This is a genomic window from Kosakonia sp. MH5, from assembly GCF_009935945.1.
Taxonomy (GTDB): domain Bacteria; phylum Pseudomonadota; class Gammaproteobacteria; order Enterobacterales; family Enterobacteriaceae; genus Kosakonia; species Kosakonia radicincitans.
In genome coordinates this window covers 381,098-394,857 of the sequence record NZ_QODH01000004.1, presented here as the reverse complement: position 1 = coordinate 394,857, position 13,760 = coordinate 381,098, and the positions used below count along the sequence as shown (strand labels likewise).

13 protein-coding genes and 1 pseudogene are annotated in these 13,760 nt (G+C 56.7%); 10 read left to right on the top strand and 4 right to left on the bottom strand.

What is annotated here, in order from left to right; translation table 11 throughout:
* Positions 1–7: 7 nt before the first annotated feature.
* The 6 genes and pseudogenes from DK872_RS14075 to DK872_RS14050 all read left to right on the top strand — a co-directional run bounded on the left by DK872_RS14075 (position 8) and on the right by DK872_RS14050 (position 6,207).
* Positions 8–208, top strand: coding sequence for a hypothetical protein (locus DK872_RS14075; protein ID WP_007369437.1), 201 nt, complete (start codon positions 8–10; stop codon positions 206–208).
* 393 nt (positions 209–601) lie between these two features.
* Positions 602–2,304, top strand: a pseudogene (locus DK872_RS14070) (ABC transporter substrate-binding protein).
* Positions 2,305–2,349: 45 nt separating this feature from the next.
* The gene (locus DK872_RS14065) at positions 2,350–3,309 is read left to right on the top strand and encodes an ABC transporter permease (protein WP_161518466.1); all 960 of its coding nucleotides are present in this window, start codon (positions 2,350–2,352) and stop codon (positions 3,307–3,309) included.
* The gene (opp4C, locus tag DK872_RS14060; RefSeq protein WP_161518465.1) at positions 3,309–4,256 is read left to right on the top strand and encodes an oligopeptide ABC transporter permease; all 948 of its coding nucleotides are present in this window, start codon (positions 3,309–3,311) and stop codon (positions 4,254–4,256) included. Before DK872_RS14065 ends, opp4C begins: the two co-directional genes overlap by 1 nt.
* A complete protein-coding gene (locus DK872_RS14055) occupies positions 4,253–5,233 on the top strand; it encodes an ABC transporter ATP-binding protein (RefSeq protein ID WP_071921716.1) in 981 nt (326 codons plus the stop codon). The genes opp4C and DK872_RS14055 overlap by 4 nt, the downstream gene beginning before the upstream one ends.
* Entirely contained in the window at positions 5,230–6,207 is a 978-nt protein-coding gene (locus tag DK872_RS14050) for an ABC transporter ATP-binding protein (protein WP_161518464.1), read from the top strand. Before DK872_RS14055 ends, DK872_RS14050 begins: the two co-directional genes overlap by 4 nt.
* A gap of 29 nt (positions 6,208–6,236) precedes the next feature.
* On the opposite strand, the gene DK872_RS14045 is transcribed toward DK872_RS14050, so the two are convergent.
* On the bottom strand, positions 6,237–6,773 hold the full coding sequence (locus DK872_RS14045) for a carboxymuconolactone decarboxylase family protein (protein WP_007369443.1): 537 nt from the start codon (positions 6,771–6,773) through the stop codon (positions 6,237–6,239).
* Positions 6,774–6,898: 125 nt separating this feature from the next.
* Between DK872_RS14045 and DK872_RS14040 the strand changes: the two genes are divergently transcribed.
* Positions 6,899–7,804 carry an AraC family transcriptional regulator gene (locus DK872_RS14040; RefSeq protein WP_107146765.1) on the top strand — a complete coding sequence of 302 codons (906 nt, stop codon included), beginning with the start codon at positions 6,899–6,901 and terminating at the stop codon, positions 7,802–7,804.
* A gap of 142 nt (positions 7,805–7,946) precedes the next feature.
* On the opposite strand, the gene DK872_RS14035 is transcribed toward DK872_RS14040, so the two are convergent.
* Positions 7,947–8,600: an oxygen-insensitive NAD(P)H-dependent nitroreductase NfsB gene (locus DK872_RS14035; protein WP_007369445.1), complete on the bottom strand. Its 654-nt coding sequence runs from the start codon at positions 8,598–8,600 to the stop codon at positions 7,947–7,949.
* A gap of 189 nt (positions 8,601–8,789) precedes the next feature.
* On the opposite strand from DK872_RS14035, the gene DK872_RS14030 reads away from it, so the two are divergent.
* Positions 8,790–9,725: a LysR family transcriptional regulator gene (locus tag DK872_RS14030; RefSeq protein ID WP_071921713.1), complete on the top strand. Its 936-nt coding sequence runs from the start codon at positions 8,790–8,792 to the stop codon at positions 9,723–9,725.
* Between the two features lie 79 nt (positions 9,726–9,804).
* A complete protein-coding gene (locus tag DK872_RS14025) occupies positions 9,805–10,758 on the top strand; it encodes an aldo/keto reductase (protein ID WP_035886809.1) in 954 nt (317 codons plus the stop codon).
* Between the two features lie 49 nt (positions 10,759–10,807).
* On the opposite strand, the gene DK872_RS14020 is transcribed toward DK872_RS14025, so the two are convergent.
* The gene (locus DK872_RS14020) at positions 10,808–11,560 is read right to left on the bottom strand and encodes a molybdenum ABC transporter permease (RefSeq protein ID WP_035942317.1); all 753 of its coding nucleotides are present in this window, start codon (positions 11,558–11,560) and stop codon (positions 10,808–10,810) included.
* A 17-nt stretch (positions 11,561–11,577) separates the two neighbouring features.
* Positions 11,578–12,495, bottom strand: coding sequence for an extracellular solute-binding protein (locus DK872_RS14015; RefSeq protein WP_369878897.1), 918 nt, complete (start codon positions 12,493–12,495; stop codon positions 11,578–11,580).
* A 347-nt stretch (positions 12,496–12,842) separates the two neighbouring features.
* Between DK872_RS14015 and DK872_RS14010 the strand changes: the two genes are divergently transcribed.
* Positions 12,843–13,724, top strand: a complete 882-nt coding sequence (locus DK872_RS14010; RefSeq protein ID WP_007369451.1) for a YafY family protein — start codon at positions 12,843–12,845, stop codon at positions 13,722–13,724.
* The last annotated feature ends 36 nt before the right edge of the window (positions 13,725–13,760 follow it).

The window sequence follows — 13,760 nt, the reverse complement described above, 5'->3', positions numbered from 1 at the left end:
GAATATTATGTTAGATAAAAGTAATACAACACTGACTCCTGACAGAACAACACTGGTCGAGTCAAATGGCTGTGTTTATCTTTCTTTCGCATTCAATGATAAGAAAGACAATATGTTAATTAAACTTGGTTTGTTTGAAGTTAATTATCTTGCCGATGAGTTTGATGAATTAAATCAAAGGATCCTTATTAGCTCTGAATATAATTAGCCAACACGCTAATCACCAAATTCTGTGCTACGGACGTTATTCCTCAGTAACGTAAATAAGCAGGCATGCAGCCACAGGCAAACAGGAAGCGCTTCTTTCTGTTTGCCTGTTTTTTCAGGCGCGCACTTTCATGGTGATAAAACGACCAGAGTTGTGGAAATCACGCCTTTACTACCGGGGATGGTTTTGACCGGGCTTTGCGGGTTCCTCAATTCGTCGGCACAATGCGGTTTGTAAGCTGCTTAGCAAACTTATGACATTGATTTGCCATAAATTTGCTAATGACAATTTGCTATAAGCCAGATTTTTTCGTTGTTAGACAGGGTGCGGTGCGGCTTTTATCGTTCGTCATGATTTGTAAATTCCACGCAATCATTTGATGAGGGAGCAATTTTGTCCAGCTTACTGAATAGCTTAAAAACAAAACCCACGCGCTTTACTCTGGCGCTGAAAATCGCGTTACTCAGCAGTGTGGTGGCTTTCTCTTCAGCCTCTTTCGCCGATGAACCCTTAAAAGAGGGTATTACGCCAGCACCGATGCCAGCCAAATTCCGGCGGCGGCTAAGCTGCGTAAAGACACGGTGGTGGCAGGCATCTCTGAACCGCAGGGTATTTTTAACCCCTATTTCTTTGTTAACGGCTGGGACGAAAACGTCACCAACGTGATTTTCTCACGCCTGATCGACTGGGATAGCCACGGCAATCTGGTGCCTGGCCTGGCGGAAAGCTGGAGCGTCAGCCCGGACAACAAGGTCTACACCATTAAGCTGCGCCCGAACCTGACTTTCAGCGACGGTTCGCCGCTGACTGCCGAAGACGTGGCGTTTACCCTGACCGTGCTGTATGACCCGAAATATGATGGCGATACTGACATCACCCTCGCCAATATTGCGGGCGGCGCGGAGTATAAAGCCGGAAAAGCCGATAGCGTCAGCGGCCTGAAAGTGATCGACCCGCTGACCTTACAGGTCACCACCACGCAGCCAGGCGCGACTACGCTGGCGAAAATCGGCGGCCCGGTGCTGTCGAAAGCGTATTACGGTAAAGAGTATCAGCGCGGTAACCTCGATTATCTGCGCACGTTGCACGGGAAACCGCTGGGTAACGGGCCATATGTCTATGAAAAATACATTCCGGGCCAGGAGATTCGTTTCCACGCCAACACCCATTTCTACCGTGGCACACCGCCAACGCCGCGCTTTATCTATCGCGTAACCAACCCATCCACCAACTTCCAGTTGTTCCAGACCGGCGAAACCGATTACGACTCGTTCACTTCGCGCCCGGATGATATCGAACAACTGAAAATGCTGGGCTTCGCCAATATCAACCTGTTTGGCTCCAGCGACTACAGCAAAGTGGAATTCAACGTGCGCCGCCCGGCGTTGCAGGACGTGAAAGTGCGCCAGGCGCTGATTTACGGCCTTGACCGCCAGAAGCTGATCGATGTGGTTTATCAGGGCTACGGCAAAGTGGCGATTGAACCTATTGCCCCGATTTCATGGGCGTATAACACCGACGGCGTGAACCCGTACAAATTCGACCCGGCACAGGCGAAGAAACTGCTTGATGAAGCGGGCTGGAAACCGGGGCCGGATGGCATCCGCGTGAAGGACGGTAAACGTCTGGAGCTGACGCTGCTGGTGAGCAAGAAAGTGCTGAACGATGCGCTGATCCCCATCGCCAAAGAGAACTGGCAGCAGATTGGCGTGCTGCTGAAACCGCAGGTGGTGGATTTCAACGCCCTGATGGCGCAGCGTAAAGCAGGCAACTATGACCTGGCCTCTTTCAGCACCAGCACGCTCAACGATCCGCATGATGGCGTGTGGGATTACTACAGCACGGAAGCGAAAGAGTCCGGCTATAACAATCCGCAGGTTGATAAGCTGATCAACGAAGGTAATGCGGTGCTGGATGTGGAAAAACGCAAACCGATTTATCACCAGCTGTATAAAGTGCTGGCGGACGATCCACCGGCGATTCTGCTGGGTAACCGCGAGATTCTGTCGGCCAGCAGCGCCCGCGTCACCGGCTTTAAGCCGGATATCTACAACGGACTGACCGGTAGCCTGCCGGATGTGAAAATCGTCAAGTAACACCAACAACTGCCGGGGCTCCCCGGCAGTTGTCATGAGAAAGCTATGCGAAATTTTATCCTCAGGCGACTGCTGCAAACCCTGCCAATGCTGCTGCTCGCATCACTGATTATTTTTATGCTGTTCGCGAAAACGCCGGGCGACTTTATCGACGGTAACATTACCCTCACCGCCGCCCGCGCCGCCGAACTGAAAGCCATTTATGGACTCGATCAACCGCTCTTCACCCGCTATCTGCACTGGCTCGGCCAGTTGCTGCGCGGCGATTTGGGGTTCTCGCTGCAATACCAAATCCCGGTGAGCCAGCTACTTAACCAGTACATCTGGAACTCGTTCCTGCTGGCAAGCGTTGCGCTGGTGTTTTACTGGGGCATCGGGCTGGCGGTGGGCATTGCCTCAGCGCTGAAACCCAATTCGCTGTTCGATCATCTGGTCAGCGTGGTGGTGTTCGCCGCCATGTCATTCCCGACCTTTTTCCTCTGCCTGTTGCTGATTAAGTGGTTCGCGGTCGATCTGCACTGGTTGCCGGTGGGCGGCATGACCAACACCGGCAGCGACGATAGCGGCTGGGCGTGGGTGATGCAGGTTGCGGCGCATCTGGTGTTGCCGGTCATGGCGCTGGTGATGTTGCAGGCGGGCAGCCTGACGCGCTATTTCCGCGCCAGTATGCTGGACGTGGTGAAGATGGATTTTATCCGCACCGTGCGCGCCAAAGGTCTGCGCGAACGCACAGTGATCCTCAAACACGCGCTGCGCAATGCGCTACTGCCGATCATCACCCTGCTCGGTTTTGAGCTGCCGGGGCTGTTTTCCGGCGCGATCATCACCGAAAAGGTGTTTAACTGGCCGGGTGCGGGGCATATCCATATTGATTCGCTGGCCGCCCGAGATTATCCGGTGCTGATGGGGTTCACTCTGTTTCTGGCGGTATTAACCATTGTTGGCAACCTGATTGCCGATGTGCTGTACGCGTGGGCCGACCCGCGTATTCGCGTGAGGTCGTGATGTTCGGTTCCCTTTTCTCAACCAATCGCCGCCTGCGCAAGGCGGAAATTCCGGCGCTGGCGCAGGCCACGCCCTCTCCGTGGCGCCAGGCGTGGAAAGCGCTGCGCCACAATCATCTCGCGATGCTGTGCCTGGTTCTGCTGGTGGTCATGACCATCTGGTGCGTGCTGGGGCCGGTGTGGTCGCCGTGGAAAGATGACGCCACCGACGCGCTGATGATCAACAAACCGCCTGGCGCAGAGCACTGGCTGGGCACCGATTTTCTTGGCCGCGACATCTATACCCGCTTACTGCTTGCCGGGCGTATCTCGCTGATTATTGGCCTGCTGACCATGCTGCTGTCGGTGGCGCTGGGCTACCTGCTGGGCGCGATCTCCGGTTATGCCGGCGGCTGGACGGAAAAACTGATTATGCGCCTCGCGGATCTGGTGATGACGATCCCCAGCCTGCCGCTGCTGATTGTCGCCGGAGCGATGTTATCAGAGCTCGATTTCTCGTCCGATTCGCGCATCTATATGGTGGTAGTGATGCTCAGCCTGCTGGAATGGCCGAAGCTGGCGCGGCTGGTGCGCGGGCAAATCCTCTCGCTGCGAGAACGCGATTTTATGCTGGCGACGCAGGTTCTGGGCCTCTCTTCGCGCCGCCGCCTGTTCGGCCATCTGTTGCCGAACACTATTCCCATTCTGGTGGTGATGGCGACGATGGCGGTGGCGAATGCCATCCTGATGGAATCTGCGCTCAGCTATCTCGGCCTTGGCGTCGTACCGCCAACGCCCTCATGGGGTAATATGATGGATGCGGCCAACAGCCTGATCGACTTTCAGCGTCGCCCGTGGCTGTGGATGCCGCCGGGTATCGCCATTTTTCTGACCGTCATCGCCATTAACGTGCTGGGAGATGGCCTGCGCGATGCGCTGGATCCGAAAATGAAACGGAGCCTGAAATGAGCGAGCCGCTAATTACCTTTAATAACTTATCCATCTCCTTCGCCAGCGAGCAGGGGCGCGTGCGCGCTGTACAGGATGTCTCATTTGCCATTCAGGCCGGGCAAACTATTGGCGTGGTGGGTGAATCCGGCTGCGGCAAAAGCGTTACCGCCATGTCGCTGATGGGGCTGTTACCGCCGCAGGTTGCGCGTATCGACGGCGGAGAAATCCGCTTTCAGGGCACCGATCTGCTGCGCCTGAAGCCGTCAAAAATGGCCGATCTGCGTGGTAATCAGTTAGCGATGATCTTTCAGGAGCCGATGACGGCGCTCAACCCGGTGCTGACCATTGGCGAGCAGCTCTGTGAACCGCTGATTCGCCATCGTGGTGAAACGCCAAAAGCGGCCTGGGCGCATGCCACGCAATTGATCGCCGATGTCGGGCTGGCGCGGGCGGAGAGCCTGATGAGCAGCTATCCGCACCAGCTTTCCGGCGGTATGTTGCAGCGCATCATGATTGCCATGGCGCTAAGCTGCCAGCCGAAACTGCTGATTGCCGACGAGCCCACCACGGCGCTGGATGTCACCGTACAGGCGCAAATCCTGCGTTTACTGCGTGACCAGGCGCGGGCGCAGCAGATGGCGCTGATGCTGATCACCCATGATTTGGGCGTTATCGCGCAGATGGCGGAACACGTCGTGGTAATGTACGCCGGGCGCATCGTTGAGCAAGGTCCGACCGCCGATGTGCTGCGCAACCCACTGCACCCTTATACCAAAGGGCTGATCGCGTCGCGCCCTGTTCCGGGCGAGCGCCGACGCCGCCTCTATTCCATTCCCGGCCAGGTGCCGGATCTGGCCGAGCTGCCGCCGTACTGCGCGTTCTTCGATCGCTGCGAACGTGCCACGGCGCAGTGCCGCGCGGGTATTCCGCCGCTGATCGGGCAAACGCGGCAAGCCGCATGTATTCACAGTGAGTTAGCGGAGCCGGTCGCATGAGCCAACAATATGTGATTGAAGTGGATGGTCTGAAAAAGCACTTCCCGCTGCGCGACGGGCTGTTTGGTCAGGAAACCGGACAGCTACGCGCCGTGGACGGCGTCAGTTTTAACATTCGACCCGGCACCATTTTTGGCCTGGTGGGCGAATCCGGCAGCGGTAAAACCACCGTCGGACGCACGCTGCTGGGGCTGTATGACAAAACGGCGGGTAGCGTGAAGTATCGCGGTCAGGAGTTGCAGGATATGACGCCGAAACAGATGCGCGCGCTGCGCCCGAAAATCCAGCTGGTGTTTCAGGATCCTTACAGCTCGCTGAATCCGCGCATTCGCATTGGCGATGCGATTGGCGAAGCGATGCTGGAACACAAGCTGTGCAGCAAAGCGGAACTGCGCGATAAAGTGCTGGAGGTGATGAAAATCTGTGGCCTGGCCCCGCAGCATTACAATCGCTTTCCCCATGAGTTCTCCGGCGGCCAGCGCCAGCGTATCGGCATTGCCCGCGCGCTGATCCTCAACCCGGATTTTATTATTGCCGACGAACCCATCTCGGCGCTGGATGTCTCCATCCAGGCGCAAATCATTAATCTGTTCTCCGATTTGCGCGATGAGCATGGCGTCACCTTCCTGTTTATTTCTCACGATCTCGGTGTCGTGGAGCATTTGTGTGATGACGTGGCGGTGATGTATCTGGGGAAACTGGTGGAAACCGCTAGCCGCGATGCGTTGTTCAGCCAGCCGCTGCACCCTTACACCCAGGCGCTGCTGGCGGCGGTGCCAACGCTCGACCCGGAAAGCGAACCCGTGGCGGTGGTGCAGGGGGAAATCCCCGATCCGTCGCGCCCGCCTTCCGGCTGCCGCTTCTCTTCACGCTGCCCGCAGGCAACGGAACGCTGTCGTACTGAAATCCCGGAACTGCGTGAAGTGCGCCCCGGCCATCAGGTGGCGTGCCACTGGGTGGAGTCGTGGCAATAAAAAAGGGAGGCTTCCGCCTCCCGGATTGATCAATTCACTTTCGGAAAATCCACCACCGTATCATTGACGCGGTTAATCATATTGGTGAACAGAATCGCGCTGACGGCGCTGATGGTTTCCACCACCTGGCGATCGTCGAAACCGGCATTGCGAAAGGCGGCAACGGTATCGTCAGCCAGTGTGCCGCGCGTGGTGACCAGCGTTTGCACGAATTTCACCAGCGCATCAATGTGCGCATCCTGCGGGTATTCGCCGCGACGCAACTGCCGGGTCTGCTCTTCGCTGTAACCTGCACCTTTTGCTGCCAGTGTGTGGGCGGCCAGGCAATAATCACAGCCGCTTGCTTCGCTGACGGCAAGGTTAATGGCTTCACGCTCTTTGGCGCTCAGGCTGCTTTTCGTCAGCATGGCATTATGTTGCAGCGCCTGGCCCAGCGCCTCCGGCGAGTGGCTGCCGATAGTCAGATAAGCATTCGGCACTTTGCCCATTGCGCGTTTGATGGCAGTAAATAATTCTGCGGCTTTACCGGTGGCTTCTTCAGCCTGAATGTGGGTTAAACGGCTCATGATTTGCTCCTGTTCAGTGTTAAATGAGGGCCGCTGTGGCGGCGTTGGGCTTATGTTAGGCTGCGCGGACGGTGTAGAATGCGCCAAATCGTCTCTGTTTTTTGTCTTATCGTCTCAGGGGAAAGATGGATACTCTCAGCCAGATGCTCACCCTGCTTGCGCCGGTCTGTGCGGTGAATCTTCACTGCCGTTTCGCCGGGCGCTGGCAGGCCGATCACGTTCAACTTGCGCCCGGCGCGGTGCCCTGGCATGTGATCCTGAAAGGGGAAGCTCGGCTGAATGTGGCGGGTAAAACCTACGATGTGCGCGCGGGAGACGTGCTGCTGCTGCCGCACGGTTCTCCGCATCTGTTGCAGGGGCTGATTGACTGGGGACACCTTGCGCCGGTGTCCAGCCAGTACAACGGCACGCTGACGGAGGTTGTGGCGGAAGGTGAAGGTAGCGCGGTGGAAGTGTTATGCGGCGAGTTCAATTTTGGCCCGCACAGCGGCTGGCTGTTTGCCCATGAAGTCGATGTTGTCCATTTGCATACCGACGGGCAGCAGGATTTTCCGGAGCTGCAAACCCTGCTGGCGATGCTGGTGCGTGAAAGCCTGAGTAACCAGCCCGGCGGGGCGAAGATGGTACAAAGCCTGGCGATGTCGTTTTTAACGATGCTGCTGCGCATTTTACTGGCCGCACAGGAGCCGCCAGCCGGGCTGTTGCGGTTGATGAGCGATCCGCGCCTCGCGCCTGCGGTACTGGCGGTACTGGCCGAACCAGCGCAGCCGTGGACGCTGGAGACGCTGGCACAGCGTTGCTTTCTCTCCCGCGCAACTTTCGCCCGCCATTTTTCCCGCTGTTATCACCTGACGCCACAAAGTTGGCTGACGCAAATCCGCCTTGCGCAGGCCGCGCGTTTGTTGCACCAGCAGCGTGGTCTGACGGTCGATGTCATTGCAGAACGTTGCGGGTTTCTCTCCCTCTCTTCGTTTTCCCGTGCGTTTAAGCAACGTTACGAGCAAACACCTGCACAATACCGGCGAACATAGCTCACATATTCATGGCAGAAAAAGGCGAACGGGACGATGTAATGAAAATCATCATGGATGCACTGTTGGTGATTTCCGGGTTGTATTAAACCCGGTTTACGTTGCAGGCCCGGTAAGCGTCGCGCCACCGGGCATAGCGGGGTTAGATAAAGGTGAAGATTTCGTCGCGCGGCAGGCGGGATTTCGGCAGGGCGGCGTTGAAGTCTTTATCGCTGCGCACGCCGAGCGAGACCAGCACCACGCTGGTCAGCCCTTTTTCACGCAGGCCCAGCGACAGATCCAGCGCGCGCTGGTCAAAACCTTCCATTGGCGTGGCGTCAATGCCAAGCATTGCCGCGCCCAGCAGAAGGCCGCCTAACGCCAGGTACACCTGTTTCTCCATCCACTGCGGCAGATCGCGCAGTTCGTAGCGATGCATATCGACGTAAGAACGGCGGCTTTTATCCTGGCCCGCCTGCGCGCCTTCTGCGACAAAGCGGCCATCTTTCTGCTCCTGCGCGAGAACGTTTTGCAGGTGTTTGTCGTCAATATCACTGCGGATGCACAGCGCAATCACATGCGAGGCGTTCAGGACTTTCGGCTCGTTATAGGCAAAAGCGCCGGTGGTGGATTTGGCAATGGCTTCACGCCCTTGCGCCGTGGAGGCGACAACAAAGTGCCACGGCTGCGAGTTAACGGAGGAGGGGCTGTTTTGCAGCACGTTCAGCAGCGTTTCGATTTTATCCTGCGGCAGCGTCTGGCCGGGTTCGAATGCTTTTACGGTATGGCGGGCAACGACGGCATCATCAAGGGTCATTTTTTCTCTCCTGGTGAAAATATGAACAAATCAGGGACGGTACTGTTGATTGCAGCGAGCATAAACGCAAAACATAACCAGATAAATCGGTGTAAAAAGGCAGCACTTTCACTCGAGGAGTGAAAATAACATTTCCCGCCACAGGGTTTTCTGGCAAAACAGAAGGGTTTTTGCGCTACGGGAGCCACCATGATTCGCCTGGAAGATGTCACGCTGTTTGTTCGCTCGGCCATGCTGGGCAGTTTTTCCAATGCTGCGCGGGAAGCCGGATTACTGCCGGGTCAGGTCAGCGCTGCCGTCAACCGGCTAGAGCGCGATCTGGATAAGCGCCTGTTTGTGCGCTCAACGCGCAGCCTGCGTCTGACCGCGGAAGGAGAAAAATATCTGCCCTTCGCCCAGGAGATGCTGGAAGTGGTGCAGGCGGGCGCTGAAAGCTTGCACAGCGGCGATAACGAGATCCGTGGCGAATTGCGCGTTGCCGTTCCTTCGGACATTGGCCGCAATGTCTTGCTGCCGTTGATCACCCGTTTTTGCCAGCAGTACCCGAAAATTTCGCTGCGCCTGTCGCTTTCCGATCAGGTAAGCGATGTCTTTCGCGATCCGGTGGACATCGCCATCCGCTACGGCGTGCTGGATAACAGCAGCTATGTCGCGCTGCCGGTGGCCGAGGATAATCGACGGGTACTGGCCGCTTCCCCTGATTATCTGGCACAACACGGTCGCCCCAAAACGCTGGATGAAGTGGTGAATCACCACTGTCTGTTATTCACCATGAACAACCAGGTGTATGACAAATGGAGCTTTCCGGAAAACGGCATGCGGCGTCAGCTTATTGTTAAAAGCCGTATGTTGTGTGATGACGCGGATATTGCCCGCCGCTGGGCGGTGGACGGAATGGGCATCGTCTATAAATCATGGATCGACATCAGCGCGGATGTGCTGGCAGGCCGGCTGGAGGTGTTGTTACCGCAACATGCTGGCGAAGCCGCGCCGCTGAATCTGGTGTGCCCGCACCGCAAACAGTTCAACCCGGCCATTCGCCACTTGCATAGCGTACTGCGCGAAAATCTGCGACCGATCACCGCGTTATTGCAGACGCATCCGGTGTTTAAACCGCACGGATGACCAAAAAACGCACGGCTCAGCAGGCCAGGATTAAAGTCTTTGCGTAAACAGATACGCTATTTCACGGAGGTATGAGCAAATGGCTTTACGTTCACTGGGTACAACTGGCTTGCAGATCCCCGCACTGGTTTTTGGCGGCAATGTTTTCGGCTGGACGGTAGATGAAAAGCAGAGCTTCAGCCTGCTGGACGCGCTTTTCGAACGCGGCTTTACCGCGATTGATACCGCGGATGTCTATTCGGCATGGGCACCGGGCAACAAAGGCGGCGAATCAGAAACCATTATCGGCAAATGGCTGGCGGCGCATCCGGGCGCGCGCGATAAAGTGACACTCTTTACCAAAGTGGGAGCCGATCTGCGCGAACCGGGTAAAAAAGGGCTTTCCGCCCGCTGGATAGCGCAGGCGGTTGAGGATTCACTGCGCCGTCTGCAAACCGACTATATCGATCTCTACTTTTCGCACTGGCCGGATAACGACACGCCGTATGAGGAAACCCTTGGCGCGTATGAGAAGCTGCTGAAAGCGGGGAAAATCCGCGCCGTCGGCGCGTCGAACCTCAATGCGGAGCAGCTGGCGGAATCGCTAAAAGTGGCGGATGCGAAAGGGTTGCCGCGCTACCAGGTGTTGCAACCGGAATACAACCTCTACGATCGTTCCGGTTTTGAAGGCGCGTTGCAGAACTTAACGGTGCGGGAGAATATCGGCGTGGTGACTTACTACAGTCTCGCTTCCGGTTTCCTCTCCGGGAAATACCGCAGCGAAAAAGATCTCAGCCAGAGCCAGCGCGGGCAGGGCATTGCCAAATACCTGAATCCACGCGGTTTCGCCATTATTGATGCGCTGGAAACCATTGCTGCAAAACATAACGTAAAACCGGCCGAAGTCGCGCTTGCCTGGCTGATTAACCAGCCGGGCGTCACCGCGCCGATCGCCAGCGCCACCAACGTCGCCCACGTTGAAAGCTTTGTCACTGCCGTAGCGTTAAACCTCTCTGCTGATGAACTGGCAACCCTGACCAAAGCGGGTGACTGATCCTCAGAGGCCCGGCGATGGAAAGTGTGCCGGGCCGTGACCTCTTATCTCAAAGCTGATTCACCTGCGCCCGCCTACCCAGTGCCATACAGATCATCGGCAGCGGCAGCGTGACGATCAGCAGCAGCCACAGCAGGGTATAAACGGAATCGACGCCGTCGTTTTGCAGGTTGGTGTAGAGCTTGACCGGAATACCCTGCGGAAAGTAAGCGAAGATCATCACAATGCCGAACTCGCCAACCGCCCGCACCCAGGCCAGCGCAATAGCCGAGGCCAGCCCTGGCATCGCCATTGGCAGCGCCAGATAGCGAAAGCGCTGCCAGCCGCCCGCGCCAAGCGTCTGCCCGGCTTCAAGAATCGTTTTCGGTACGGTGCTGAAGGCGCTGCGCGCCACCACAATAAAGTAGGGAAGCGCGCCGTAAAGCTGTGCCAGCACAAAGGCGGCAGGATTGTTGACCAGCGTCATGCCGACCTGCGACAGCCACTGACCAAATAGGCCGTACGGCCCCCATGCGGAAACCAGCAGAATACCCATCGACAGCGGCGGCGTCAGCAGCGGAATCATTACCAGCAGCTCGGCGATCAGACGTTTGCGCCCGGTAGCTCGCGCCAGCCACCAGGCCACCGGCAGTCCGATCAGGATAATCAGGCACAGCGCCAGCAGCCCAAGGCCGAGCGACACGGCAATCGCATTGTCATCCCGCCAGGCAAGCCGGAAGTGGCCCCACGGCGTTTCATGCAGCAGGGTAACAAACGGAATGCACAACAGCAGCAATGCGGGAAGCGACAACCAGCCCGCCATACGCCCGGCCTGGCGCATCAGCGGTACAGCGCGTTGCCTTTCGGCGCGGCGTAACCATATTGATTAAAGATCTGCTGCCCCTGCGCACTTTGCATAAATTCAACGAATTTCTTCGCCTGATCGGTGCCGTTTGGCGCGTTCTTCAGTACTGCCGCGTAAAACACCATCGGCTGCGTGTGCAGGGTTTGATCTTTGCCAGCGCTGTCTTTAATGGTGAAGCTGACAGTGTCATACCACTGTTTCGCCAGCGCCGGGTTACTCAGGTTGATCTCATCCGGCAGCGCAACATACGGCAGATGGGCGGAACGTACTTCGCTTTCGTAACCGGCTGCGGCATCAATCTGGCCGCTCTCGAGGCGCGCCAGCAGGCCGCCTTCCTGGTGAGTCTGTTCCGGGTTTTGCAGGTCGCCCAGCACTTTCTGCGCGATGCCCGGCTGGTGGTAATATTTTTCCGCCAGCAGAAGGGTAAAGACAATGTTCTGCCCTTTCGGATCGACATACGGATCGGTGCGGCCGAAGCGAATATCTTTCTGCGCCAGCAGCTTCAGCCAGCCGGCATCATGATGTTTACTGGAGTCGGCAAACTGCGCGGCATATTTCCCGTTCGGGCTGTACGCTATCACCATGCTGGTGCTGGCGACCGGGACGGCATCATCGATTAAGCCTGCATCTTTCAGGATCTGCATGGGGCCAGGGTTGATGGAGACAAACACGTCCGCCGTCAGTTTATGGCTCGCCAGCAAACGCGCCATCCCGTAAGCGCCCTGTCCCTGGCCCTGCCAGGCACCGTTTTCCGCTTTCGCAAACACCGGTCCCAGCCCCTGATCCATCACTTTGCCCATCGAACCGGCATAAGTGACGCGAATATCTTTTGCCAGAACGGGCGTAGCGCTCAACACTGCCAGCGCTATCACCGCTGCACACTTGCCTGTCATCGTTTTCATCATGCTTCTCGTTATATACAAAAGTAAATAACGATTATCTTTTCCGCACGGGGAATGAACAACGTAAGTGGCCGATTCGTTGATGTTTTGTTGAAGTTAGCGAAGCGGCAGGCGGCAATTACTGTGCACTGACATCTCCTGTCAGCGAGGACGTTTATCTTTCCCTTAATAGAATCAGGGGATTGCATAGCACGCGGAAATTTCATTTTAGTTTTCCTGTTTTCTGCCGTTAATCCCTATGAACAAAAACAAGGTTTTACCTGAAACTTCGGGCCGTGGCGCGATGGTCAGGCTGTACTTTTAACGTCTTGTGAGACTTTATTCCGGAACCCGCAGCAATGAAGGAAAGTCACGACAGAAAACACGACCCGTTGATTGAGCGGCTGTGCGAAATTTTCGCTGCGCTCTATCAGGGCAAAACCATCGATAAGGCGTGGCTGTGCGATAAATTCGGCATAACGGAACGCACGGCTTACCGCGACCTTGCGCGGCTGGGACATATCCTCGATCAGGTTTCGCCAGGACGCTATAAACTCAGCGCCCACCTTCTTCCGACATTACACAGCGGTCATCTGGCGGAATTCGCTGACTTTACCGGCGTGGCGCATCTCTTTCCGCGCCAGGACGGACAATCGCTGCGTAACAGCATGAAACAGCGCAGCAATATCTCCTTTCACGCACCGAGCAGCCGGCAAAATCAGCAGCTCGAGCCGCTGCTTAACCAGTTAAATCAGGCCATTAGCCAGCGCACAGAAGTGGAATATCGCTACCGCGACAAAGCCCGGCGCGCGCAGCCTTACCGGCTGATTAACCAATACGGCTTGTGGTACCTGGCGGCCATAGAAAAAGGGCAGTTAAAGGCGTTCGAAGTGGCGCGTATTGAGCGGCTAACCAGCACCGACCAGCGCTTTGAGCTGCTCGCTGAGGTGGTCGCCGAGCTGGAAAATCATGTCGGTATTCGCTTTGGCTCGCGGGTGGAGACGGTACTGCGCGTATCGGCGCATGCCGCGGAGTATGTCACCCGCCGGGCGCTGTTCCCCGCGCAACGCATTATTGAACACCACGACGATGGCAGCCTGACGCTCTCTACGGCGATCAGCGATCCGCATACGCTTTTTCGCTGGCTGCGCTACTGGCTGCCAGACATCGGCATTCTTTCGCCTGCCTCGCTGCGCGAGCAATTTGAACAGGATTTACATACCCGTTTTCACGCCGTATAGCGGCCGCGACGTTATCAAGGACAGGGACTTATATGT

Excerpts from the sequence above, each read along its gene's own strand:
- DK872_RS14075 (WP_007369437.1), top strand. The coding sequence starts at position 8 with ATGTTAGATAAAAGTAATACAACACTGACTCCTGACAGAACAACACTG.
- DK872_RS14065 (WP_161518466.1), top strand. The coding sequence starts at position 2,350 with ATGCGAAATTTTATCCTCAGGCGACTGCTGCAAACCCTGCCAATGCTG.
- opp4C (WP_161518465.1), top strand. The coding sequence starts at position 3,309 with ATGTTCGGTTCCCTTTTCTCAACCAATCGCCGCCTGCGCAAGGCGGAA.
- DK872_RS14055 (WP_071921716.1), top strand. The coding sequence starts at position 4,253 with ATGAGCGAGCCGCTAATTACCTTTAATAACTTATCCATCTCCTTCGCC.
- DK872_RS14050 (WP_161518464.1), top strand. The coding sequence starts at position 5,230 with ATGAGCCAACAATATGTGATTGAAGTGGATGGTCTGAAAAAGCACTTC.
- DK872_RS14045 (WP_007369443.1), bottom strand. The coding sequence starts at position 6,773 with ATGAGCCGTTTAACCCACATTCAGGCTGAAGAAGCCACCGGTAAAGCC.
- DK872_RS14040 (WP_107146765.1), top strand. The coding sequence starts at position 6,899 with ATGGATACTCTCAGCCAGATGCTCACCCTGCTTGCGCCGGTCTGTGCG.
- DK872_RS14035 (WP_007369445.1), bottom strand. The coding sequence starts at position 8,600 with ATGACCCTTGATGATGCCGTCGTTGCCCGCCATACCGTAAAAGCATTC.
- DK872_RS14030 (WP_071921713.1), top strand. The coding sequence starts at position 8,790 with ATGATTCGCCTGGAAGATGTCACGCTGTTTGTTCGCTCGGCCATGCTG.
- DK872_RS14025 (WP_035886809.1), top strand. The coding sequence starts at position 9,805 with ATGGCTTTACGTTCACTGGGTACAACTGGCTTGCAGATCCCCGCACTG.
- DK872_RS14020 (WP_035942317.1), bottom strand. The coding sequence starts at position 11,560 with ATGGCGGGCTGGTTGTCGCTTCCCGCATTGCTGCTGTTGTGCATTCCG.
- DK872_RS14015 (WP_369878897.1), bottom strand. The coding sequence starts at position 12,495 with ATGACAGGCAAGTGTGCAGCGGTGATAGCGCTGGCAGTGTTGAGCGCT.
- DK872_RS14010 (WP_007369451.1), top strand. The coding sequence starts at position 12,843 with ATGAAGGAAAGTCACGACAGAAAACACGACCCGTTGATTGAGCGGCTG.